This is a genomic window from Paraburkholderia sp. RAU6.4a, assembly GCF_050435625.1.
Taxonomy (GTDB): Bacteria; Pseudomonadota; Gammaproteobacteria; order Burkholderiales; family Burkholderiaceae; genus Paraburkholderia; species Paraburkholderia tuberum.
Genome location: NZ_JBNDKQ010000001.1, coordinates 128,767 through 148,769 on the forward strand (window position 1 = coordinate 128,767; position 20,003 = coordinate 148,769).

The window sequence follows — 20,003 nt, forward strand, 5'->3', positions numbered from 1 at the left end:
CGAGCATGTACAAGCTGACGGTCGACGACCTGCACAAGAAGTTCGGCGACAACGAGGTATTGAAGGGCGTCTCGCTGAAGGCGAAGGCGGGCGACGTGATCAGCCTCATCGGGTCGAGCGGCTCCGGGAAAAGCACCTTCCTGCGGTGTATCAACTTTCTCGAATCGCCGTGCTCCGGGCGCATCACGCTGAACGGAGAGGAAATCAACACGAGCAGGGATCGCAACGGCTCGCTACGCGTGACCCATCCGAAGCAGTTGCAAACGATGCGCACGTGTCTGTCGATGGTGTTCCAGCATTTCAATCTGTGGGCGCATATGACGGTGCTCGAGAACATCATCGAGGCGCCGATCAGCGTGCTGGGATTGAGCCGCGCGCAAGCCGAGGAACGCGCTCGGAAGTATCTGACCAAGGTCGGTTTGCCGGCCAGCACGGAGAAAAAATATCCGTCGCATCTGTCCGGTGGTCAGCAGCAGCGCGTCGCGATTGCTCGCGCGCTTGCGATGGAGCCGGAAGTGATGCTGTTCGACGAACCGACTTCGGCGCTCGATCCCGAACTCGTCGGCGAAGTGCTGCGTGTGATGCAGGCGCTCGCAGAAGAAGGCCGCACGATGATCGTCGTCACGCACGAAATGGGCTTTGCGCGCAACGTGTCGAATCATGTCGTATTCCTGCACAAGGGCAAGATCGAGGAGCAAGGGCATCCGCATCAGGTGCTGACGAATCCGCGCAGTGAGCGGTTGCAGCAGTTTTTGGCGGGGCGGTTGAAGTAGCGGCGGCGGGGTATGGCGCGTCGTTCAGCCTCGCGCCTTACCTCGAATCATTTCCAGAACGACTGCGCCACTCACCCGATCGCACTGGTCTGCGCGCGGTTCACAGATACACCGTGTGTTCGCTCTCGCCCTCCGGCAGCACGAGGATCACGCCTGACTCGTGTGAGCGCGCCGCGAGCTGCCCGCATCGCCGCTTTGCGGCGAAAAGCGTTCATCGCTCAGACTCTCCGTTCCGAATTGCCGAGGCTCCAGTCCCACGGACGGATCTCGACGCAATCGAACAGCCCCGCCTGCATATACGGATCGTTGCTGACGAACTCCATCACATCGTCGATACGCTCCGCTTCGACGACCAGCAACGTGCCATTCATCGCATCGCATTGCGGCGCGAGCGTCGGACCGCCGAGGCGCACGAACACGCCACGATGCGGATTGCCGCGCAACCACGTCCGATGCACCGGACGCACCCGTTCGCGCACTTCGCGCATGCCGGGCTTGTCGGTCGCGAATACCGCGAAAAAACGTGCCATCGTCATCAACTCCGATCGAGGATGAAGTCGTAGCGCGCTTCGCGGAACGGTCCATCGAAACCGAAGCGGCGCGCGAGTTCGTGATCCGCGGAGCACTCGCGATAGTCGACCATCAGCGAGGGCTTCACGCCGAACACCGCGTCCGAATCCAGATACGGATCCTCGCGATCGAACACATGCGTGACCAGTGTCCGGTGCCCCGGCGCATCTATCATGAAGTGCAGATGCGCGGGTCGCCACGGATGCCGTCCGGTCGCTTCGAGCATGCGGCCGACCGGGCCGTCGGTCGGAATCGGATAGCTGACCGGCACGATCGTCGAAATCGCGTAGCGGCCTTCGGCGTCGGTGCGAAAACGTCCACGCAGATTGCCGTGCGGCTGCTCGGTGTCCTGCCCCGAGTACATGCCGTTATCGGCGGTCTGCCAGACGTCGAGCACCGCGTTGGCAAGCGGCTCACCGTCCGTCGACAGCACGCGCCCATGCACGAGTGCGGGCGTGCCCGGCGTGAACGCGATGTTCTCGCCATATGCGCGCTCGGGCATGCCGCGAATATAGAACGGACCGAATACGGTGGTGTCGGTCGCGCCCGTCGCGAGACGGTGATTGATCGCGTCGACGAGCATCGATACGCCGAGCGTATCCGACAACAGGATGAATTCCTGACGCACGAGGTCATCGCACATCTTGCCGGTGTCGGTCAGAAAGCGAATGGCCGACATCCATTCGGCCTCGGTCGGCTCGACTTCACGCACGAACGCATGCATGTGCCGCACGAGGCTTTGCATCAGCGTGCGCAGCCGTTCGTCGGGCGTGCCCGCGAAGCTTGCTACCACCTGCTCGGTCAGGGCCTGCTCGGCCCCTTTGCTGTCTGTCGACATGTCTTCCTCCATCGATTGTTCTGGCGGCGCTGCGTTGGCCAATGCTCAGGCGGGTTCGGCGCCCTGCCACGCACGTTGCAGCGGCGCGCGGATCGCGTCGCGCGCCACGGGACGCGGGTTCGCATACGGATTCTTGCACGCGAGATCGGCCGCTTCGTCGAGTCCCTGCTCGAGCATGCCGATCTGCGCGAGCGCCATCGGAATGCCGAGCGCGCGGTTCAGTTCGAACAGCAGCGGACCCGCGTCGGCCGCCCGCTTGCCGCCGAGCGCGCGTGCGACGCGCGCAAGCGCGTCGGGCGCGGCGCCGTGGGTGTAGTGTGCCGTATGCGGCAGGTTAAACGTACCGCCCAACGTATGACACAGCTTGTGATGGGAAGTGAATGCTGTTTCGCTGCTAATCGCTGAATCTGTCAATCCGTCACGGTGGATCGTGCAGGTATGCTGATTGCTCATGTTATGACGAGGCGGTTTGCGATTGACCGGTTCACCGTCACTTTGCCACCGTCTGATTGGGTCTCGAAAGGAGTTTCGATCGTGTCGCTCTCTCGCCGTCATTTCATGATACTTGCCGCATCCGTTGCCTCAACGACGGTTCTCTCGACAAAGTCAAACGCGGACGCGCCGGTGCTGTCCGAAAACGATCCGACCGCACTGGCCCTCGGATACAAGATGGACGCATCGAAGGTCGACAAGGCGAAATTCCCTCGGTACCAGACAGGGCAGACCTGCGCCAATTGCCAACTGTATCAAGGCAAACCCGGTTCCACGAATGGGCCGTGTCCGACCTACGGGGGCAAGCTGGTCGACGCAAAAGGGTGGTGTAACGCCTATGTGAAAAAGGCGTAATTTACACGCCGTCGTTGTGCTTCATCGTAGCTCGCGCCGATAGCCGCGTTCCAGTGCGCCGTTATGACAAGGAATAACAGGCTAGCCTCCGTTCAGCACCATCTCACCTGGTCATATCCAACAGGATCGACCGTCTAGTCCGGCCACTTGCGGGTTTTGGGGCGAAGCCCGAGTGTGATGGCAGCATGGCGCCCGACCGTTAGTTGCGCATCCGACAGGAAGACGTTCGGTCATCTGCGCCAACGTATCGGAGGCCGCAGTTCGGCGCGAAGCGGACGAAGTTCGCCGGTCGGATGGCTTTACACTTGTGTCTCGTCATCCCTTGCCGAGCGGCGGCCGACTCGGGAATCCCGCCATATTGCTTAGCTGGGCCAGTTCATTCGCCGCCTCGCGCAGCAGCATCGAGTACTCGTGAATCTTCTCGGTCGTCAGCCGCACCCGCGGACCGGCCAAACTGATGACGCCGACGCAACGCGAGCCGCTCACCACGGGCACCGCCACCGCTGACATGCGCGGGGCAAACACCTCGTCGATCATCGCGTAGCCACGCACGCGCGCAGCGTGCAGGAAGCCCAGCAGCGCCTTGAGCGTCGTCGGCGCATTGGGTCCAAACTCATTGGGCTGTCCAAAACCCTGCTTCAGAACCAGTGCCGCCGCCTGTTCGTCAGTCATTGTCATCAGCCATGCGTGTCCGGTCGACGTGCATGAAAGTCGTGCTGCCTGGCCCATGTCAGGATCGTAGCGAAAGCCGATGCGCTGTCCGTCCGCCTTCCCCACCCAGATGATTGCTTCGCCGTCCACCAACGACAGCCGCGCCAGTTCACCTGTCTGCGCAGCGACGCGTTCGATGATCGGCTGGGCGATATCCGCGATGCCCGTCAGGCTCAGGAATTCCAGCCCGTTCGACGTCATACGCATTGTCAGAATGTAGCGGCTGTGATCGACCAGTTGCCTGACATAGCCGCCTTCGATGAGCTCGGCGAGCACGCGGTGGCACGTGCTGCGGGGCAGGGACAAAGCGTCGGCAATCGCCAGAAGACCCGCGCCTTCGGCTTGCGTCGCCAGGAAATCAAGAATTCTCAGGCCGTTTTTAAGCGACATTTCGCGTGATTTTCATTATGTGCAATGCAGTTCCGGTGCGGAACACCTCGCTTTCCGAGCGCAAACAATAGCACTTGTTCGTCGCCAGAACGAACGGTTCGACATATGAGGAATTCAGGAGACAACATGTCATTTTTTGCTGATTCAGGCCTTGCCGCGGAACATCAGTCCGCGCAGGCTCACTTGATGGCGCGTCGGGCGGTGGCAGGCGCAACCGTCGGAACGGCGCTCGAATGGTTCGACTTCGCGCTGTATGGTGTGGTCGCGGCCACGATCTTTCCAAAGCTGTTTTTCCCATCGCTGGACCCGACCGCCTCGCTGCTCGCGTCGTTGGCTAGTTTCTGGGCAGGGCTGGCCGCACGCCCGCTAGGCGCGGTGATCTGCGGGATGCTCGGGGACCGTTGGGGACGCCGCAAACTGATGCTTATCACCGTGTCGGTAATGGGAGCTTCATCGTTCCTGATGGGGCTGTTGCCCACTTACCACCAGGTTGGCATCTTCGCGCCGACGTTGCTGGTGACACTGCGCATCATCCAGGGATTCGCGCTTGGCGGCGAGTCGACGGGCGCGCAACTGATGGCGGTCGAGCATGCGTCTGCTAACCGACGCGGTTGGTATTCGGGCCTGCTTGGCATCTGCTCGCCACTCAGCCAGATTCTCGCCAACTTCTCGCTCTTTACACTGGCCGCGTTGCTTTCATCGGACGACTTCGACTCCTGGGGATGGCGAGTCCCGTTCCTCGCAAGCTTTGTGCTGGTGCTGCTGGGCATCTACATCCGCAGGAAGGTTAGCGAGACACCGGCCTTCGAGGCGCTCAGGAAGAGTGGCTCGCCCACACGCGCCGCCAATCCGCTAGGCACCGTTTTCAAATATCACTGGCGCACCGCACTTCGCCTGACGCTGTTCTTCTGTGGCCCGGCCGCACTGTTTTATCTGATCGTGGTTTTCTCGCTCAGCTATCTGACGAAACACCTCGGCGTACCAAAGCAGACCGGTTTCATGCTGCTGATGGTTGCGAATGTCTGTGCCATCGCGGGAGCGCTGGCGGGCGGTTATCTGAGCGATCGGATCGGACGCAAACGTGCGCTGATGATCGGCTCGTTCTGCACGCTGATCTGCTGCCTGATCTACTTTCCGATTCTCAACCAGAACTCGATCGCCATGACGATGGCCGTGATGGGCGCCTTCCTCGGCTTCACACAGTTCCAGAGCGGCATCCAGCCGGTGTGGTTCGCCGAGTCGTTTCCGACCGATGCGCGCTACACGGGGTCCGCACTGTCGTACTCGGGAGCGAACCTGCTTACCGGCGGCCCGATGCCAATCGTCGCCGTGGCGCTGCTCAATGCCTTTAACGGTTCCCCTTGGGCCATCGTAGCGGTCTGCGGCTCGCTGAACCTGATCTCCTTCCTGATGATCGCAATATCCCGGGAAACCAAGGACACGGCCCTGGAACGCTCTTCTACACACTGACACCATGACTCGCAAACTCTACATCCTCAATGGCTCCAACCTGAACATGCTGGGCGCGCGGGAGCCTCATCTTTATGGCAGCACTACGCTAAAGGACATCGAACAGAACTGCCTCGCGCTGGCCGACGCCCTCGAGTTCGACTGCGTATTCCGACAAACGAACAGCGAAAGCGAGTTGATCGACTGGATCCAGGAAGCATTCTTGCAGGACGCCGCGCTGATCATCAATCCAGCCGGCTTTTCATTCGGTCGGATTTCGGTGCTCGACGCAGTCAAGCTCATCCGCCGACCAGTAGTGGAATTGCATATCACCAACATCCACCGACGCTCGGAGGAATATCGTCACTCGACGATTTCGGTGGCGGCTACCGCGGTAATTTGCGGGGCTGGCGCAAACGGATACTTGCTAGCAATCCGCGCGATTGACGATCTGTGGGGCAACCAGACCTGAGCCGGCTCCTCTATTCATGAAGCACGCGGGCTCCTCGATGGAGCTCGAGTTCGGCTGGGGTGTCTTCTACGCAGTGGTGGTTGCCACGTTCGCCTTCCTCATGTTCTTGCGCGAGCGGCGCGTGAATCGGGCGATCGACTCCGAATTGATAGGGCTCGACATCAAGAGCTGGCTGATGTCGGCATGCGTCAGCGCGGCGCTGTTGCTGGCGTTTTCGATTGCATGGCTGCTCGAACGAATCGGGCACGGCCACCCGACACCGTACATCGACCCCGGCGTGCTCGCACTACTGACGCTCGTCCTGATCCCGATGCCGATCGGAACCGTGATCGGCGCGGTCAAGGAAGTGTTGCTGATCACGCCGCCGGATCTGGAGCGCGGGCTGCGCGACCTGATGCAACAACTGACCGCCGACTACGGCTTCGTCAAGCACTCGCACTACGCGACGCGCGTCGGCCGCGGCCTGTTCGTCGAGGTGCATATCGTGTTGCCCGAGGCGATGGAGCACGCCGGCGTCCGCCATCTCGACCAGATCCGCGACAGGATCTCGCGCGCAATCGGCGAATCGGGCCCGGACCGCTGGCTGACGGTGGCGTCCACGCGCGACCCGCGCTGGTTGTAATTTTCGCGACTAGTCCCCGAACGGGTTGTTGGTGTCCTTCACTTCGGTACTGAGGTTGTATTCCGCACGCATGGCCTTGAGTACGCCCTCGATGTCGCGCTCGAAGCCGATCACGTTACCGAAGTGGGTCATGTTCCAGTTGCAGCCTGTCTTGTCAGCCTCTTGCAATTGCGGCCGCGGCACGCGAATCTTCACGCCATCCTCGACGATTTCCTGCAGTCGATGGATTCGCCGACTGACCTCCTGCTGAAGCTGCGAGGCATTAAGCGTCTTGCGTATCATCCAGGTCTCCTCCCGGTTGCTCGAGCCAGTCTAACGCAAGTGATGCGTTTCGCGACCTGGCGCTGAAATGCGAAGCGCCATAAAGAAAGCGGGCGAATTGGTTCGTGGGGTGCGTCAGCCAGCGCCGACGCGCGCGAAAGTCTGGCGGCTTTAGACGACGTTGGTTGTGCGTCGCACCACACATTCGTTCGCTTTCTCTGTCGCCGCCTGGATTGTTTCCCCGATAGCCAGACATACGGATTACGAGGAACATAGGTATGCGCTAAAGGTTGCCAACGTGTAAAACTGGTGGGGGTAAGCATGGGACAACTCGACTTCAGTACCTTCGAGCACGAAGGTTGGGAGCGGGTCGCGCAGGCCTATCATGAGTATTTTGGTGATTTGACCGCCCAGTCGAACCAGGCCATGCTCGAAACCCTCTGCATTCGGCGCGGAGCCCGTTTTCTCGACGTCGCCTGCGGCCCGGGCTACCTCGCGGCGGCCGCCGCGCGCAGCGGCGCGGATGTCGCCGGGGTGGATTTCTCGGTCGCGATGGTCGACAAGGCGAGACGCGTCTTTCCGGCACTTGAGTTCCGCGTCGGCGACGCGGAGGATTTGCCATTTCCCGACGCAAGCTTCTCGGCAGTGGGGATCAGCTTCGGAATGTTGCACTTTGCGCACCCCGAGCGCGCACTCGCGGAGGCGTTTCGTGTACTGCAACCTAACGGCAGAATCGCCTTCACGGTATGGGCGACACCGAACAAGGCGGTTGGCTTCGGCATGGTGTTGAAGGCGATCGAGGAGCACGGGACGACCGACGTACCCGTCCCGCCGGGACCACCCTTCTTCCGATTCAGCGATTGGGAGGAATCGAAGCGCCTGTTGCTCGATGCCGGGTTCGTCCAACCGGAGGTGCGGGAGTTGGACCTCACGCTCGTGCTTCGTGCTCCCAATACACCTTTTCATGCACTCCTGCGTGGTGGCGTGCGGGTTTCCGCGTTGCTACACGCGCAGACGCCGGCCGCGCTCGCGTATATTGAACGGGCCGTCGCACACGAGGCGCAGGCGTATCGCAGCGATACGGGGGACCTTAGGCTTCCGATGAGCTGCGTTCTGGCTTCCGCACTCAAGCCTTAGGGCGAGCGGGTTGACTCAACTCAACTCAACTAGACCGTCGCGGCGAGCTTGAATTCATCGAACCTGGCTACTGGTGGCGATAGTTCCTGGACTTCCAGACGGTCCACCAGAGCTGCATGCGCACCGTCAACCAGCCAATCGCAGATTCGCTCGAGTTCTTCAGCGTGTCCTTGCAACACAGCCTCGACCGAACCGTCCATCCGGTTGCGCACCCAACCCGTGATGCCTCGAGCCGTGGCCTCGTTGATGCAAGCCTGCCGGTAACCTACACCCTGCACGTGACCATATACCCTGACCAGTCTGGTCCGTAAATCGGTATCGAACTGTGGCGTCATGATGCACGTAACTCCAGGTCGGATAAGACGCAGCGCAATTGCCTCTGGTCGCTGTCAGTCCGCAAACAGAAGCGCTGCTCGACACGAATCGCGAATTCGACAGTCAACCTCCGCGCACCTCGTCGGTTTCGCCTGCCGAGTCTGTCGCCTCCCAATCCGCCTTCGTCGTTGCTGCTGGCGTCACCGGCTTGATACGTGTCCACCACGCGGTATTTGCCGGTGCATGGAAGCGGAACTGCGTGCTCCATGCCGCCCAGAACTCCCGCTGTGCGGCCTGGGACGTCGGGAGAACAAAACCTAACTTCTCAGCGAGTGCCGGCAGATAAAGGTCAAACGCTGATTTGACAACGTCGCCCCAGCTTCTTGCCTCAAGAATCGCAAGCCGATACGCAATTGCCGCAATGGCGGCCGCAATCGCAGCGTTCTGAAAAAGATCCGCCAACAGGTAATTACCGGACAGTCCGTCCGCAAGCCAGATGTCAATCGCTCGCACCAAGGTAAAGATGGACGTAAAGGTACCCAGAACGACGAGTCCGACCAGAAAGTCAACTGGAGCTCTCGAATCCGCAATGATTGCCTGATAGTCCTTTGGGACGACTGCAAGAAGACGCGGCCATACGAATATGCTGTCAACCTTATAGACTTCGCTCGAGTAACCCTCGAATGCACGCAACGTGTTCCCAAAGGCCGTAGGAAGAACGAGATTTTCATGCCGGGGGAAATCACGGGCGTTCCGCTCCTGGTTGCGGTACAGCCTCGCCCTTACGGTGGCTCGGTTCGATTCAGCCTTTCTGTATTCCAACGATTCCTTTGAGGCTTTAAGCCGCTCGATTGTACTGTTCTCTGTAGCGAGTTCCGTACGGAGGCGTTCTATGAGGTCCAGCTGACGATTGCGGCGATTTCGCTCATCGCGCTTCCAGGCCTCGCGATTGAATGGCCATTTGTATCCTTCGAGAACCTGATAAAACCAGTTGTTCAATACCAACAGGATCAGCGATAGGACCCATACGATGATGAGGAAAGAGAACAGGCTTCCAACCTTGTCGCTGTCCGAGGTCGCCTTGTGTAGCAAATCGCAAAATGCCGGGATATCGGCGTTTGCCGCGAGAAAGCCTGTAAAGCCAAGCAGGGCCGGCAAAAAGAAGCCGAGGATAAATGCTTTGTCCAGCAGTTTCGATAGGCCCGAGAGCATCGGAGATTATCCCTTGGCAAGTTCAGCGACGCACTGGCGGTGGGTTGTCGTCATCTGGGTCCTGCTGCGACTGTCCCGGAAGACCTCCGAATTGAAGAGCCCGGTGAACCGCATTCAAATCGATGCTTGCCAGTTTGCTCGGCGGCGTTGCTGAGCCGGAGTCGTCTACAAGATGTTGATAGAGGAAATCGACAACCGCACCGAGGGCATTGAGGGCGCTCGCGTAATCTCGTGCAATCGCCAGGTCGTGGACTTCTACGGCCCGCCTCATCACCAATTCGCGTAGCGGTTCCGGTGCTGATTCGTATTGGCGAGCAAACGCGGCGTTCCGTTTGATCTCTTCAAGCCGGTCAATCGCTTTTGAGGCACTGCGGCGGCTCTGCCCCCTGGGTACATGCGTGGCGCTGCGCCCGACCACTTTTGTCAGCAGTTCGACGATTTCACGAGATGAGTTTTCTTTCATCCTGGCTCTCCAAGGGGAAAACACACTCGCCTCCCCGGCCCCGCCCGGGCGTCAATGCTCGAACCGTTACTCGATGTTAGTACAGCTGTTCGGTAGGAGGAAACAGTATATCGGTGCGCACGCCGCAGAAGTGTCGCGTGGACTTCGCAACAAGTGAACTATCGCCGGGTTCCTCGCTGCCTCGCGCATACGGTTGGTCAAGCGAGCGGCACAGGACAATCCCTTAACGCTTGCCGGGCAATGTTCAGACATGCGCGCGCAATTCTCCGCAGCGAAATGTTGGTTTCGGACCGTCGCTGCCCGGTCAAAGTGTAGGGTGAGTCCCACCACCGAGTCCACGTCGCCACTGTCACGCGAACATTCAACGCCTACGCAGCCCGTTAGCGGCACGCTTGCCTGACAGCCCCTCCGTCGGCACGGTCTTTGCATCCAGAAACTGCGTCAACCGGAGATAGCCATGATGCGATGTTTTGCGGACTTCGCTCCCAAGCAAGCGCTGCGCGGCAGTGCAGCCGTACTTGCTGCCACCATACTCCTAACAGCATGCGGGACGGGAATGGCGGCATTCGCCGGACTGCTTCCGAAATCCGACGGGGTAGCGACCGCAGTGACCGCTACACCGTTGGTCGAACTGCAGACCACGATGACGAATCTAATCGAATCCGGTTACGAGGACATTTCCGCAACTGCTGACTAAGCTCGCCCACAAGCTCGGCGGTGCCGCGCCACGCCACGTGATATCACTGTCGGAACCGACTTCACCGTTCATCAGGTGTTGAACACGGTTCGTCTTCAACTCTGTTCTCTGCCATTAGCTATGCTTCTCTCTGTGTCTTGCGCCCGCCGCGAAGCACGGCCACCAAACACCGGCACAGTCGCTTGCGCACGACCCAATGATCGGTCCGACAGGTACCGTTACGTCACCAGCGGGCAGGCACGGTCGTATTGATTGCGTTCGAGCAATGCCCAACACCTGGCGGACCACCGCGTACTGCACGAACATAGGAGCGAAAGGTGGCAAATATTGACTTCGAGAACCTCCGGCAGTTGTTTCCAGTCACCGACGATATTCCCGATTCCGTCCGCCTCGCGGAGCCGATTCATCAGCGCGTCTCGCTCGTCGATGGAGAATTGAAGGCATGGGATGGCGCCTGCAAGAACGTGCAGTCGCCAGTCTGCGTGCGACAAGCCTCCGGCGACGCTGAACAGGTCGTCATTGGCAGTTATCCGGTCATGGGCGAGGTCGAGAGCGATGCCGCGCTGAACGCGGCCGTGCGAGCCTACGATCACGGCCGCGGTGAGTGGCCAACGATGACAGTCGCGCAGCGCATCGGCTGCATGCAAGACTTCATTCGTCTCATGGCGGCCACGCGCCATGAGATTGTGAATCTGATCATATGGGAAATCGGCAAGAGCCTTGCCGATTCGCAGAAGGAGTTCGACCGCACCATCAGCTATATGCAAGACACTATCTCGGCGCTCAAGGAGCTAGACAATAGCAACTCGCGCTTTGTCATCGCCGAGGGCACCATCGGCCAGATTCGCCGCTCTATCGTGAGGAGCAGTTCGGACCGATCATCCCAGTCGTGCCGTTCGATGACATCGATACACCACTCAAGTATGTCATCACTTCGGACCACGGTCAGCAGGTCAGCATTTTCGGCACCGACGCTGCCCAAATTGGCTCGCTGGTCGACCCGCTCGTCAATCAGGTGTGCCGCGTCAATCTCAACAGCCAGTGCCAGCGAGGCCCAGACGTCTTTCCGTTTGCCGGCCGCAAGGATTCTGCGGAAGGTACGCTATCGGTCACCGATGCGTTGCGCGCGTTCTCGATTCGCGCCATGGTCGCGGCCAAAGAGACCGACCTGAACAAGACGCTGCTCGATACGATCGTCACGAATCATCACTCGAAGTTCGTGAACACCGGTTTTATCTTTTAGCGGCTCGATGGGTACCGAGCTCGAGTCCCGGTGCGGAGGTTCAGCGCGCGATGCCGTCAAGGTCAGCGCATCGCGCGCACGGTTGAGTGAAAGGGTCCATTCGTCAGTTGGGGCGATTTCGCACGACGTCCGGCCAGTCGATGCCCGTAGAAAAGCATAGGTTTAAAAGCGACGAATATTTGCGACCTGCTCGTATTGTTCCACACCGACTACGACTCGGTACTCCTGCATCAGCCGGATGAGCGCCTGCGACGCCCTGGAAATCACACCGTAGACTTCCAGCTGCTCGGCGTGCACCAGCGCCTGCCCCAAAGTCATGGCCACGTCAGTCTCCTTATTGCAGTTGAACAGCGAGCAAGTCGTTGGCGAACGCGGGTCGGGCGGAGGCGAACTCCATCAGGTCGAGGAAGCCCTCGCTGAGCGCAAACTCATGCAGCGCATCATCGCCGCTGTCAGCTTTGATTCGACCGTAGCTTTCGACCATTTTCAGGTCGGTAATCAAGTACATCATCTCAACCTCTTTCTGTCTGGGAATGCCCCGAGTTGTCGCGCTCATACCTCGACGGAAAGAATGCGCCCCGTCGGGCCGTTGTCGTCTCATGCTTCGGTCCGAAGAGTACGTAGCGTGGCTTAATTCAAGCTTAAACAATGCCAACGATGAGAACGCCTCGCCGCAACGGAGATTCGGCGGCGCCCAATCGGAAAACCTCGCGGAATAGCATTCAATCCGTCGCGAAGCGGTTGAACACTGGACGGTCGTTTAGCGGGGAGAATAAAGTGGCCTCGGGCCACTTGCTCGATGGCGGAGCAAGCGGCTGTTATTGAATGTCAGTCCGCAATCTCCGGCTCGACCAGCTTCGCCAGTTGCGCGAGCGACTCCTGCCAGCCGAGGTAACACATCTCGACCGGAATCATCTCGGGGATGCCTTCCTGCACGATGTTCAGTTCGGTCCCGCACGACACCTGCCGCAACGAAACGGTCGTGTGCATCTGACCGGGCAGATTCGGGTCGTCGAAATGGTCCGAATAGCGGATCTTTTCGAACGGCACCAGTTCGATGTACTCGCCGCCGAACGAGTGCCCCTTGCCCGAGCCGAAGTTATGAAACGACATCCTGTAGGTGCCGCCGACGCGCGCATCCATCTGATGCACGTCGCAGGTGAAGCCATACGGCGGTAGCCATTTCGCCATCGCGGCGGGTTCGAGGAATGCGCGATAGATACGCTCGGGCGTCGTGCGCAAAACACGGTGGAATTTGACGGTTCCGGTAGCCATGATGAGTATGCCTTTCACGGGAGGGGTTGAATATACTGTCACGACGCGCCCGCGTTGCGGGAATCGACACGCACGAGACCAGGCAAAACCCGTAGACGGGTTGACACTCGTTTAGCAGATGCATCGCCCCATACGGACTGCGTTGCGGTCGAAGCGTCCCCGGTCGCCATAGCGTCCCCGTCCTTTTTAGATGATCGATGATTGCAACGCATCAGAGACCGCCGGCCTACGCCGGCCATTGAAGTCCGGATGCATGGCTGCAATCGTTACCTTCAATCCGTTGCAAATGAGAACTTGGCAAGCCGGGGGCGTCCATGCATGGTGTATAGGCACTTGATGAGCAGGGACTTCAGGCGGCGAGTTTCTGCTGAACCGGTTGATCGTCTTTCAGCGGTTCGCCATCCCTGAAGGCAATGCCTTCCAGCAACAGCTGGATCTTTTCGGGCCCTTGACGCGGCGCCAGGCTTTCTCGGCTTCCTCGATCAGCTTGAATGCCAGACCAAGGAAGGTGGGTCGCGACACACAGTTGCGCGTGCGCGTCGTACGGTGTCGCACCGTCGCGAACGTCGACTCAATCGGATTCGTGGTCCGCAAATGCTGCCAGTGCTCAGCCGGGAAGTCGTAAAACGCCAGCAGGCTTTCCCGGTCCTTCTTCAACGTTTCCGTTGCCTTCGGATATTTCGCCGCGTAGACCGTCACGAAACGATCAAACGCGCCTTCCATTCGCCATTCGAGGTCTTTGCCCCAACACTTGCTTCAGCAGCTCAATCAAGGCTCTAAACATTAAACCCGCCGTTGCGCTTCGACCTTGAAACCGCCGTTTACGTACGGCCATAAAACATAATTCGTATTACATATAGGCAATACCCGCTGAATGATGGCCGAAACTGACGGTGTGATGCGCCCCCGAGAGCACCCGTGTCCCACTATCCTCATCCTCATGGCAGCGTTGTGCAGCACAGCATTCGAAGACCTCCACATCTCGAATCGGGGAAAAAGATGCAAACGTTCGATGTGTTGACTTATGTTGCTCATACCTTGCGTGCGGGAGAGCGCGTAGGTGTTGCCTCTATTCTCTGCGTCGCCGTCGAGATAATGCTGCCGTATGGCAAGGTGTCGTTTGCATCACGCGCGCGCGGCATTCTGTTTCACATTTGTTATTTGTTTATAGGTGGGCTTTTCTTCGAACTTTATCATTCTGTGATCGTCGCACTGCATATCCGACCGCTTTTCTCGATATCGCTTGACGGCGTATTGGATTCGCCGCGGCCAGTCTGGCGCGCCACCAGCATCGCCCTTGCTATCGCTGGGGCGATACTGATTGGTGATTTGCTGTACTACTGGTTCCATCGCGCGCAGCATACGTTCGGTTTCTTATGGCGGTTCCACCAGGTCCACCATTCGATTCGCGAGATGAATGTGTGGAACTGCAATATGCATGTATCCGAGGAGTTGCTCCGTCCCCTCGTTGTCACGCTTCCAATGGCACTACTGATCGACTTCCATCCTCCATTCCTATGGTCGTTGATTGGCATGGTGATACTCATTCAGGGCACCTTCGAGCACGCCGATACACGCATCAGCTTTGGCCCGATTTCCTATCTGTTCCCAGACAATCGATTTCATCGAATTCATCATTCAGTCGAGTTGCGCCATTACAACCGAAATTTCGCTGCAGTCGTGACCTTGTGGGACGTATTGTTTGGGACCGCACACTTCCCGAAGAAAGGCGAATGGCCCGAGGTCGGTCTTGACTACACTGATGAACCTGACGGTCTGGTTGATTATCTGCTGATGCCATTCACCGTCAGGCTACCCGCCACCGCCGTGCAAGACCCATCCCCACGGAGGACGGAGTGATGTCCCCACTCGCAACGACACTCGGATCGCGGCTTGCCGATGCGAAAAACAGGCCATCGGGTTTCGACTACATGCGTCTCGTGCTCGCCGTCCTCGTGGTCGCGAGCCACACCATCAACGTCTGTTATGGTCACAAGTTCACTCAAGCGGTATGGTCCGGGCCTGCACGAGCACCGCTCGCGCTAATCTTGCCAATGTTCTTCGCTCTGAGCGGTTTCCTGGTTGCCGGCAGCTTCGAACGTTGCCGCACGATCGTTTCCTTCTGCGGGCTGCGGGTACTGCGGCTGCTACCCGCATTGGCGGTCGACACGCTGATCGCCGCATTGCTGATCGGGCCGTTCTTTACCACGCTTCCACTTCATCAATATTTCACTGATCCCGAGTTCCGGGCGTACTTCCTGAACATTCTCGGAGACGTCCATTTCGCGCTGCCAGGTATGTTCGCCAACAATCCTTGGCCGGATGCAATCAATCAGCAATTGTGGACGTTACCGTTCGAACTAGCCTGTTACGTCGCATTGACTATTGCGTCGTATGCCGGCATGGCACAACGACCGCATCTTTTACTCGCCGCATCAATTGGTGCGAACGTCTTACTCGTTGCGCTTGCGCACCGTTCCGGTTCGGCTGGTATGACCGTACACGGACCGATGCTCGTTCTCTGTTTCTTCTATGGCGTTTGCGCGTACCAGTTCCGCAACCGGATCGTCTGGAGTTCATGGCTCTGTGTGCTATCTGGCCTCGTCGCAGTGATTTGCCTATCCGTTCGCGGCGCGGATTACTTCGCGGCGCTGCCCGCCACCTATCTGACCGTCTTTCTCGGACTCACGCAACCAAGACGCCACCGCTTTGTCGCAAGCGGTGACTACTCATACGGCATCTTTCTTTACGGTTTCCCGATACAGCAATCTGTGGCCGCGATGCTTGCCCCGGCCGCCCTCACCTGGTACGTTCATTTTCCGATTTCCCTCGCCCTCACACTTCTCTTTGCAATGATGTCGTGGCATGGCGTCGAAAAGCGTGCCCTGAAACTGCGCGGCTTGCTGGACCGTATCGAAACCGGTGCGTTGCATATCGCCGCCGCCGTACCGGGGGGGCGATATCTCGTACCGGCGCCCGCGGTCCGAATCACGAAGTCGCCGACCCTCGAATGATCGTCAGAAGGCGGGGAGAGGCAGCCGCAGAGATTCAATCTCGCGCAATTCGTAGCGGCGCTGCGGGGCGTCTTTGCTCATCAAGGTCAGATACGGAGCAGCGAAATACCACTCTTCATCCAATACATCCGTTGAGTAGGGCCCGCGTTTTTTCCTGCCGCCAGGATACCTGGTCTGGCGCGAAGTTCCTAACAAGCATCTAAGATGGGTGGTTCCCGTCAGAGCCACAAAGGAAGGTCATGGGCATCGACTCGACACATCAAACCGCCATCAAAGCTTTCGTGTTCGATGTCTTCGGAACCGTGGTTGACTGGCGAAGCGGCGTCGCGCGCGAAGCGCAACCGTTTCTGCAGCGGCACGCGCCGAATCTCGACGCATCCGACTTCGCGGACGCATGGCGACGCGAGTATTCGCCCGCGATGGAAGAAGTGCGTAGCGGACGCAGACCGTATGTGCGTCTCGACGTGCTGCACCGGGAAAACCTCGTCAAAGTGCTGGCGCGTTTCGGCATCGCCAACGTTCCCGAACCGGAAATCGATGAGTTGAACCTGGCCTGGCATCGGCTGGACCCCTGGCCCGATGCCGTCGACGCATTGCGGCGCCTGAAGGCGCGCTTCATCATCGCACCGCTATCCAACGGCAACATTCGCCTGATGGTGGACATGGCAAAGCGTGCCGGTCTGCCTTGGGATGCCATTCTCGGTGCCGAAGTCGTCCGCGCTTACAAACCCTCGCCGCTGGTCTATAGCGAAACGGCGGAAATCCTCGGCATTGCGCCACGCGAATTATGCCTCGTGGCCGCACATAACAACGATCTCGCCGCTGCCCGGCGCGTCGGCTTGAGCACCGCGTTCGTCGTGCGGCCCACCGAGCATGGCCCTCAACAGACGAGCGATCTGAAAGCGGACGAGGCGTGGGACTTCATCGTCGACGATCTGCACGAACTCGCGACGCAACTAGGCTGCGCGCGCTGACGCAAACCCACGCAAGGCGACGTACTGCAACAGCATGATCGTCTTGCCATCGACGATTTCCCCTGCGTCGACCGCTCGCAACGCGGCTTGCAACGGCATTTCGATCACCTCGAGATCTTCCCCTTCATCCTCGACGCCGCCGCCGTCGTTGACCCGCATCGACGCGTCGTACTCGCCGACATAGAAGTAGAGCTTTTCGGTTACGGATCCCGGGCTCATGTAGGCCTCGAAAATCTTGTGGACCTGACCCACGCGATACCCCGTTTCCTCCTCGACTTCGAGCCGGATGCGTTCTTCCGGCGAAGCGTTGTCGAGCAACCCGCCCGGCGCTTCGATCATCATGCCGTCGTGACCGTTCACGAACGCGGGCATGCGGAATTGTCGCGTGAGTATCACGTTGCCGGTGCGCGGACTGTGCAGCAGGATCGTCGCGCCGTTGCCGCGATCGTAGGTCTCGCGGTTCTGCCGCTGCCATGTGCCATCGCGACGCAGGAAGTCGAACGTCACCTTCTTCAGCGTGTACCAGTCGTCGGATAGCAAGGTCGTTCCGACGATGCGAACCCGGTCTTTCGTTGCGGTCATGGCGCCTCCTGTCGACCATGGACAATGATTCATGGTATCGTGCAACTTCGTGCAGTTTCAAGATATTTCATGCAAAGCAATGTTGACGACCCAACGCAAGAAAGCGATCCTCGACGAACTCGCGCGCAACGGGCAGGTCCTGGCAGGCGAGCTGAGCGCGGCGTTTGGCGTGTCGGAAGACACGATCCGCCGCGATCTACGCGAACTGGCCGCGCAGGGGCGCTTGCAGCGGGTCCACGGCGGCGCGTTGCCCGCGTCGGCGGCGCTCGCGTCATTCGAGCAGCGTCAGGACATCGAGACGCTCGCCAAGCGGCGCATCGCTCGGCGAGCGGTCGAACTGATCGCGCCGGGGCAAACCGTGATCGTCGACGGCGGCACCACGTCGGCGCTATTGGTCCAGGCGCTGCCGTCCGATTTGCACGCGACCATCGTCACGCATAGTCCGAGCGTCGCCACGGCGCTCGCCGCGCATCCTTGTGTCGAGGTGATCCTGATTGGCGGCCGGCTTTACAAACATTCGATCGTGGCCGTCGGTGCCGCGGCGATGGAAGGCATTTCGCGCATCCATGCCGACCTGTACTTCATGGGGGTGACCGGCGTGCATCCCAGCGCTGGGCTGAGCACCGGTGACTTCGAGGAAGCCGCGATCAAGCGCGCGCTCGCCGCGCGGGCGGCGGAAACGGTCGTGCTCGCGTCATCGTCGAAACTGAACGCCGCATCGCGGTTCGTGATCGGCGAGATCAAACTCGCGCAGACCATCGTGGTCGAGAAGAAGACCCGCGCGGAATTGACGAAGCCGATCGAAGCGGCTGGGGTGACTGTGGTGAGAGCGTAGGGGTGGCGCGCCATGGATCACGCGTCCGTCGGGCGTACGCCGCCCGATCACATCCGCGCATGACGGATAGACATAGAAGGCGCCGGTCGGACGAGGACAATAGAGTCCATCGATCGCATTCAGTCTATCCACCACGAGATCGCGCCGCTGCGATTTTTCGAAGCCGGAGTTTCATCCGCGCGCGGCCGCTTCCGAACAAAGATCAAACAGGCGACTTTTGAAGTGCTAGGATGACGCGCGCAACCCGGCTTGTTCCACGAAGCGACACTGCCGGGTTGCCGACACGATGGTGAAATCGTTGCGTTGTGCAGCCTGATACTCAAGTACAGAGGAGACACTCAATGAAACTTTCGAAGCTGCTTATAAACGCGTTGGCGCTCTCGGCTCTCAGCTTTACCGCGGTCGCGGCTCATGCCGAAGATCTGCTCGACTCGGTCAAACAGGCCGGAGTCCTGAAGATCGGTCTCGAAGGCACCTATCCGCCGTTCGACTCGCGCAACAAGGACGGCGAGCTCGAAGGCTTCGACGTCGATGTCGCGAAAGCCGTGGCGGCGAAGCTCGGCGTAAAGCCGGTATTCATTCCGACCGAGTGGAGCGGCATTATCGCGGCGCTGCAAAGCGGCAAATTCGACGTGATCGTCAATCAGGTCACCATTACCCCGCAACGCAAACAGGTTCTTGATTTCAGCCAGCCGTACACGTACTCGGCCGCGCAGCTGATCCAACGGGCGGACGACAAGCGTGAGTTCAAATCGCTCGACGAATTCAAGGGCGACAAGAAGATCGGCGTGACGCTCGGCACCAACTACGACCAGATGGCCCGCGCGGTACCTGGCATCAACGTGCAAACTTATCCGGGTGCGCCCGAGAAACTGCGCGATCTCGCCGCCAGGCGTATCGATGCGACGATCGACGACCGGCTGATGCTGCCGTACATCATCAAGAACTCGCAGTTGCCGTTGCGTACGGGCGCGGTGCTGAAAGGCGCCGAGCAGGAAATGGGCATCCCGTTCCGCAAGGACAATCCGAAGTTCGCGAAAGCACTCGACGACGCGCTGACCCAAATGAAGCAGGACGGCACGCTCAAGAAGATCTCGATGCACTGGTTCGGCACGGACGTGACTCAGCCTATCGCGCAGTAATTTTCTCGTTGTTCTCGCGTACCCGCGCCGACCTGCCGAATGGTCGACGCGGGTACGCCGCTTGCTCGCTGAGCGGTTTCTGCCGCGCAATCGCTCGCGATCAACGCTTCCATTGCTTCGAATCACGAAGCAAGCGCGGATACGCCATTACGCGCACCTTCTCCCTCGTTCATCACGTTTCA

22 protein-coding genes and 3 pseudogenes are annotated in these 20,003 nt (G+C 59.5%); 12 read left to right on the forward strand and 13 right to left on the reverse strand.

Going from position 1 to position 20,003, the window contains the following annotated elements; translation table 11 throughout:
- Positions 1-5 precede the first annotated feature (5 nt).
- Positions 6-773 (forward strand): ABC transporter ATP-binding protein, encoded by a 768-nt coding sequence (locus OKW40_RS00600; protein ID WP_184023798.1) that lies wholly within the window; start codon positions 6-8, stop codon positions 771-773.
- A gap of 218 nt (positions 774-991) precedes the next feature.
- On the opposite strand, the gene OKW40_RS00605 is transcribed toward OKW40_RS00600, so the two are convergent.
- The 3 genes and pseudogenes from OKW40_RS00605 to OKW40_RS00615 form a co-directional block, all read right to left on the reverse strand.
- Entirely contained in the window at positions 992-1,303 is a 312-nt protein-coding gene (locus OKW40_RS00605; RefSeq protein ID WP_429487648.1) for a YciI family protein, read from the reverse strand.
- A 5-nt stretch (positions 1,304-1,308) separates the two neighbouring features.
- A complete protein-coding gene (locus OKW40_RS00610; protein WP_429487650.1) occupies positions 1,309-2,181 on the reverse strand; it encodes an intradiol ring-cleavage dioxygenase in 873 nt (290 codons plus the stop codon).
- 45 nt (positions 2,182-2,226) lie between these two features.
- A pseudogene (locus OKW40_RS00615) lies at positions 2,227-2,553 on the reverse strand (maleylacetate reductase); the annotation flags it as partial.
- Positions 2,554-2,739: 186 nt separating this feature from the next.
- Between OKW40_RS00615 and OKW40_RS00620 the strand changes: the two are divergent.
- Positions 2,740-3,027, forward strand: a complete 288-nt coding sequence (locus OKW40_RS00620; RefSeq protein ID WP_221309201.1) for a high-potential iron-sulfur protein — start codon at positions 2,740-2,742, stop codon at positions 3,025-3,027.
- Positions 3,028-3,342: 315 nt separating this feature from the next.
- Here the strand turns inward: OKW40_RS00620 and OKW40_RS00625 are convergent, their stop codons facing one another.
- Positions 3,343-4,128, reverse strand: a complete 786-nt coding sequence (locus OKW40_RS00625) for an IclR family transcriptional regulator (protein ID WP_018422624.1) — start codon at positions 4,126-4,128, stop codon at positions 3,343-3,345.
- A 186-nt stretch (positions 4,129-4,314) separates the two neighbouring features.
- Between OKW40_RS00625 and OKW40_RS00630 the strand changes: the two genes are divergently transcribed.
- From OKW40_RS00630 to OKW40_RS00640, 3 genes are read left to right on the forward strand one after another with little or no spacing between them, the layout of a single operon-like run.
- Entirely contained in the window at positions 4,315-5,598 is a 1,284-nt protein-coding gene (locus tag OKW40_RS00630) for an MFS transporter (RefSeq protein ID WP_090811841.1), read from the forward strand.
- A 4-nt stretch (positions 5,599-5,602) separates the two neighbouring features.
- Positions 5,603-6,049: a type II 3-dehydroquinate dehydratase gene (locus OKW40_RS00635; RefSeq protein ID WP_429401981.1), complete on the forward strand. Its 447-nt coding sequence runs from the start codon at positions 5,603-5,605 to the stop codon at positions 6,047-6,049.
- Positions 6,050-6,065: 16 nt separating this feature from the next.
- Entirely contained in the window at positions 6,066-6,671 is a 606-nt protein-coding gene (locus OKW40_RS00640) for a cation diffusion facilitator family transporter (RefSeq protein WP_429487652.1), read from the forward strand.
- Between the two features lie 9 nt (positions 6,672-6,680).
- Here the strand turns inward: OKW40_RS00640 and OKW40_RS00645 are convergent, their stop codons facing one another.
- Positions 6,681-6,953, reverse strand: a complete 273-nt coding sequence (locus OKW40_RS00645; RefSeq protein ID WP_429487654.1) for a hypothetical protein — start codon at positions 6,951-6,953, stop codon at positions 6,681-6,683.
- 300 nt (positions 6,954-7,253) lie between these two features.
- Here OKW40_RS00645 and OKW40_RS00650 point away from each other — a divergent pair, with 300 nt between their 5' ends.
- Entirely contained in the window at positions 7,254-8,069 is an 816-nt protein-coding gene (locus tag OKW40_RS00650; RefSeq protein WP_429487656.1) for a class I SAM-dependent methyltransferase, read from the forward strand.
- 29 nt (positions 8,070-8,098) lie between these two features.
- On the opposite strand, the gene OKW40_RS00655 is transcribed toward OKW40_RS00650, so the two are convergent.
- The 3 genes from OKW40_RS00655 to OKW40_RS00665 all read right to left on the reverse strand — a co-directional run bounded on the left by OKW40_RS00655 (position 8,099) and on the right by OKW40_RS00665 (position 10,059).
- Complete coding sequence (locus tag OKW40_RS00655; protein ID WP_090810768.1) at positions 8,099-8,404, reverse strand: acylphosphatase; 306 nt, start codon at positions 8,402-8,404, stop codon at positions 8,099-8,101.
- A gap of 103 nt (positions 8,405-8,507) precedes the next feature.
- The gene (locus tag OKW40_RS00660; RefSeq protein WP_429487658.1) at positions 8,508-9,596 is read right to left on the reverse strand and encodes a hypothetical protein; all 1,089 of its coding nucleotides are present in this window, start codon (positions 9,594-9,596) and stop codon (positions 8,508-8,510) included.
- A 22-nt stretch (positions 9,597-9,618) separates the two neighbouring features.
- Positions 9,619-10,059 carry a hypothetical protein gene (locus OKW40_RS00665; protein ID WP_429355182.1) on the reverse strand — a complete coding sequence of 147 codons (441 nt, stop codon included), beginning with the start codon at positions 10,057-10,059 and terminating at the stop codon, positions 9,619-9,621.
- Between the two features lie 1,014 nt (positions 10,060-11,073).
- Here OKW40_RS00665 and OKW40_RS00670 point away from each other — a divergent pair.
- Positions 11,074-11,999, forward strand: a pseudogene (locus tag OKW40_RS00670) (aldehyde dehydrogenase family protein).
- Between the two features lie 162 nt (positions 12,000-12,161).
- Here OKW40_RS00670 and OKW40_RS00675 read toward each other — a convergent pair.
- The 4 genes and pseudogenes from OKW40_RS00675 to OKW40_RS00690 form a co-directional block, all read right to left on the reverse strand.
- Positions 12,162-12,323 (reverse strand): hypothetical protein, encoded by a 162-nt coding sequence (locus OKW40_RS00675; RefSeq protein WP_184061799.1) that lies wholly within the window; start codon positions 12,321-12,323, stop codon positions 12,162-12,164.
- Between the two features lie 10 nt (positions 12,324-12,333).
- The gene (locus OKW40_RS00680; RefSeq protein ID WP_187612318.1) at positions 12,334-12,510 is read right to left on the reverse strand and encodes a hypothetical protein; all 177 of its coding nucleotides are present in this window, start codon (positions 12,508-12,510) and stop codon (positions 12,334-12,336) included.
- Positions 12,511-12,827: 317 nt separating this feature from the next.
- On the reverse strand, positions 12,828-13,274 hold the full coding sequence (locus OKW40_RS00685) for an SRPBCC family protein (protein WP_018422638.1): 447 nt from the start codon (positions 13,272-13,274) through the stop codon (positions 12,828-12,830).
- Positions 13,275-13,623: 349 nt separating this feature from the next.
- Positions 13,624-13,988, reverse strand: a pseudogene (locus tag OKW40_RS00690) (transposase); the annotation flags it as partial.
- A gap of 204 nt (positions 13,989-14,192) precedes the next feature.
- Between OKW40_RS00690 and OKW40_RS00695 the strand changes: the two are divergent.
- The 3 genes from OKW40_RS00695 to OKW40_RS00705 all read left to right on the forward strand — a co-directional run bounded on the left by OKW40_RS00695 (position 14,193) and on the right by OKW40_RS00705 (position 17,262).
- Positions 14,193-15,134 carry a sterol desaturase family protein gene (locus OKW40_RS00695; RefSeq protein ID WP_311734787.1) on the forward strand — a complete coding sequence of 314 codons (942 nt, stop codon included), beginning with the start codon at positions 14,193-14,195 and terminating at the stop codon, positions 15,132-15,134.
- The gene (locus OKW40_RS00700; protein WP_018422640.1) at positions 15,134-16,288 is read left to right on the forward strand and encodes an acyltransferase family protein; all 1,155 of its coding nucleotides are present in this window, start codon (positions 15,134-15,136) and stop codon (positions 16,286-16,288) included. Before OKW40_RS00695 ends, OKW40_RS00700 begins: the two co-directional genes overlap by 1 nt.
- Before the next feature lie 239 nt (positions 16,289-16,527).
- Positions 16,528-17,262, forward strand: coding sequence for a haloacid dehalogenase type II (locus OKW40_RS00705; RefSeq protein ID WP_187612316.1), 735 nt, complete (start codon positions 16,528-16,530; stop codon positions 17,260-17,262).
- Here OKW40_RS00705 and OKW40_RS00710 read toward each other — a convergent pair.
- Entirely contained in the window at positions 17,245-17,844 is a 600-nt protein-coding gene (locus tag OKW40_RS00710; RefSeq protein ID WP_184023738.1) for an NUDIX domain-containing protein, read from the reverse strand. The genes OKW40_RS00705 and OKW40_RS00710 overlap by 18 nt on opposite strands.
- A 79-nt stretch (positions 17,845-17,923) precedes the next feature.
- On the opposite strand from OKW40_RS00710, the gene OKW40_RS00715 reads away from it, so the two are divergent.
- Together OKW40_RS00715 and OKW40_RS00720 are read left to right on the forward strand one after the other, a co-directional pair.
- Positions 17,924-18,679, forward strand: coding sequence for a DeoR/GlpR family DNA-binding transcription regulator (locus tag OKW40_RS00715; RefSeq protein ID WP_184045063.1), 756 nt, complete (start codon positions 17,924-17,926; stop codon positions 18,677-18,679).
- 341 nt (positions 18,680-19,020) lie between these two features.
- On the forward strand, positions 19,021-19,821 hold the full coding sequence (locus tag OKW40_RS00720; RefSeq protein WP_184061795.1) for a transporter substrate-binding domain-containing protein: 801 nt from the start codon (positions 19,021-19,023) through the stop codon (positions 19,819-19,821).
- Positions 19,822-20,003 lie beyond the last annotated feature (182 nt).

Bases quoted from the DNA above. Each gene is read 5' to 3' on its own strand.
- OKW40_RS00600 (WP_184023798.1), top strand. From the start codon at position 6: ATGTACAAGCTGACGGTCGACGACCTGCACAAGAAGTTCGGCGACAAC.
- OKW40_RS00605 (WP_429487648.1), bottom strand. From the start codon at position 1,303: ATGGCACGTTTTTTCGCGGTATTCGCGACCGACAAGCCCGGCATGCGC.
- OKW40_RS00610 (WP_429487650.1), bottom strand. From the start codon at position 2,181: ATGTCGACAGACAGCAAAGGGGCCGAGCAGGCCCTGACCGAGCAGGTG.
- OKW40_RS00620 (WP_221309201.1), top strand. From the start codon at position 2,740: ATGATACTTGCCGCATCCGTTGCCTCAACGACGGTTCTCTCGACAAAG.
- OKW40_RS00625 (WP_018422624.1), bottom strand. From the start codon at position 4,128: ATGTCGCTTAAAAACGGCCTGAGAATTCTTGATTTCCTGGCGACGCAA.
- OKW40_RS00630 (WP_090811841.1), top strand. From the start codon at position 4,315: ATGGCGCGTCGGGCGGTGGCAGGCGCAACCGTCGGAACGGCGCTCGAA.
- OKW40_RS00635 (WP_429401981.1), top strand. From the start codon at position 5,603: ATGACTCGCAAACTCTACATCCTCAATGGCTCCAACCTGAACATGCTG.
- OKW40_RS00640 (WP_429487652.1), top strand. From the start codon at position 6,066: ATGAAGCACGCGGGCTCCTCGATGGAGCTCGAGTTCGGCTGGGGTGTC.
- OKW40_RS00645 (WP_429487654.1), bottom strand. From the start codon at position 6,953: ATGATACGCAAGACGCTTAATGCCTCGCAGCTTCAGCAGGAGGTCAGT.
- OKW40_RS00650 (WP_429487656.1), top strand. From the start codon at position 7,254: ATGGGACAACTCGACTTCAGTACCTTCGAGCACGAAGGTTGGGAGCGG.
- OKW40_RS00655 (WP_090810768.1), bottom strand. From the start codon at position 8,404: ATGACGCCACAGTTCGATACCGATTTACGGACCAGACTGGTCAGGGTA.
- OKW40_RS00660 (WP_429487658.1), bottom strand. From the start codon at position 9,596: ATGCTCTCGGGCCTATCGAAACTGCTGGACAAAGCATTTATCCTCGGC.
- OKW40_RS00665 (WP_429355182.1), bottom strand. From the start codon at position 10,059: ATGAAAGAAAACTCATCTCGTGAAATCGTCGAACTGCTGACAAAAGTG.
- OKW40_RS00680 (WP_187612318.1), bottom strand. From the start codon at position 12,510: ATGATGTACTTGATTACCGACCTGAAAATGGTCGAAAGCTACGGTCGA.
- OKW40_RS00685 (WP_018422638.1), bottom strand. From the start codon at position 13,274: ATGGCTACCGGAACCGTCAAATTCCACCGTGTTTTGCGCACGACGCCC.
- OKW40_RS00700 (WP_018422640.1), top strand. From the start codon at position 15,134: ATGTCCCCACTCGCAACGACACTCGGATCGCGGCTTGCCGATGCGAAA.
- OKW40_RS00705 (WP_187612316.1), top strand. From the start codon at position 16,528: ATGGGCATCGACTCGACACATCAAACCGCCATCAAAGCTTTCGTGTTC.
- OKW40_RS00710 (WP_184023738.1), bottom strand. From the start codon at position 17,844: ATGACCGCAACGAAAGACCGGGTTCGCATCGTCGGAACGACCTTGCTA.
- OKW40_RS00715 (WP_184045063.1), top strand. From the start codon at position 17,924: ATGTTGACGACCCAACGCAAGAAAGCGATCCTCGACGAACTCGCGCGC.
- OKW40_RS00720 (WP_184061795.1), top strand. From the start codon at position 19,021: ATGAAACTTTCGAAGCTGCTTATAAACGCGTTGGCGCTCTCGGCTCTC.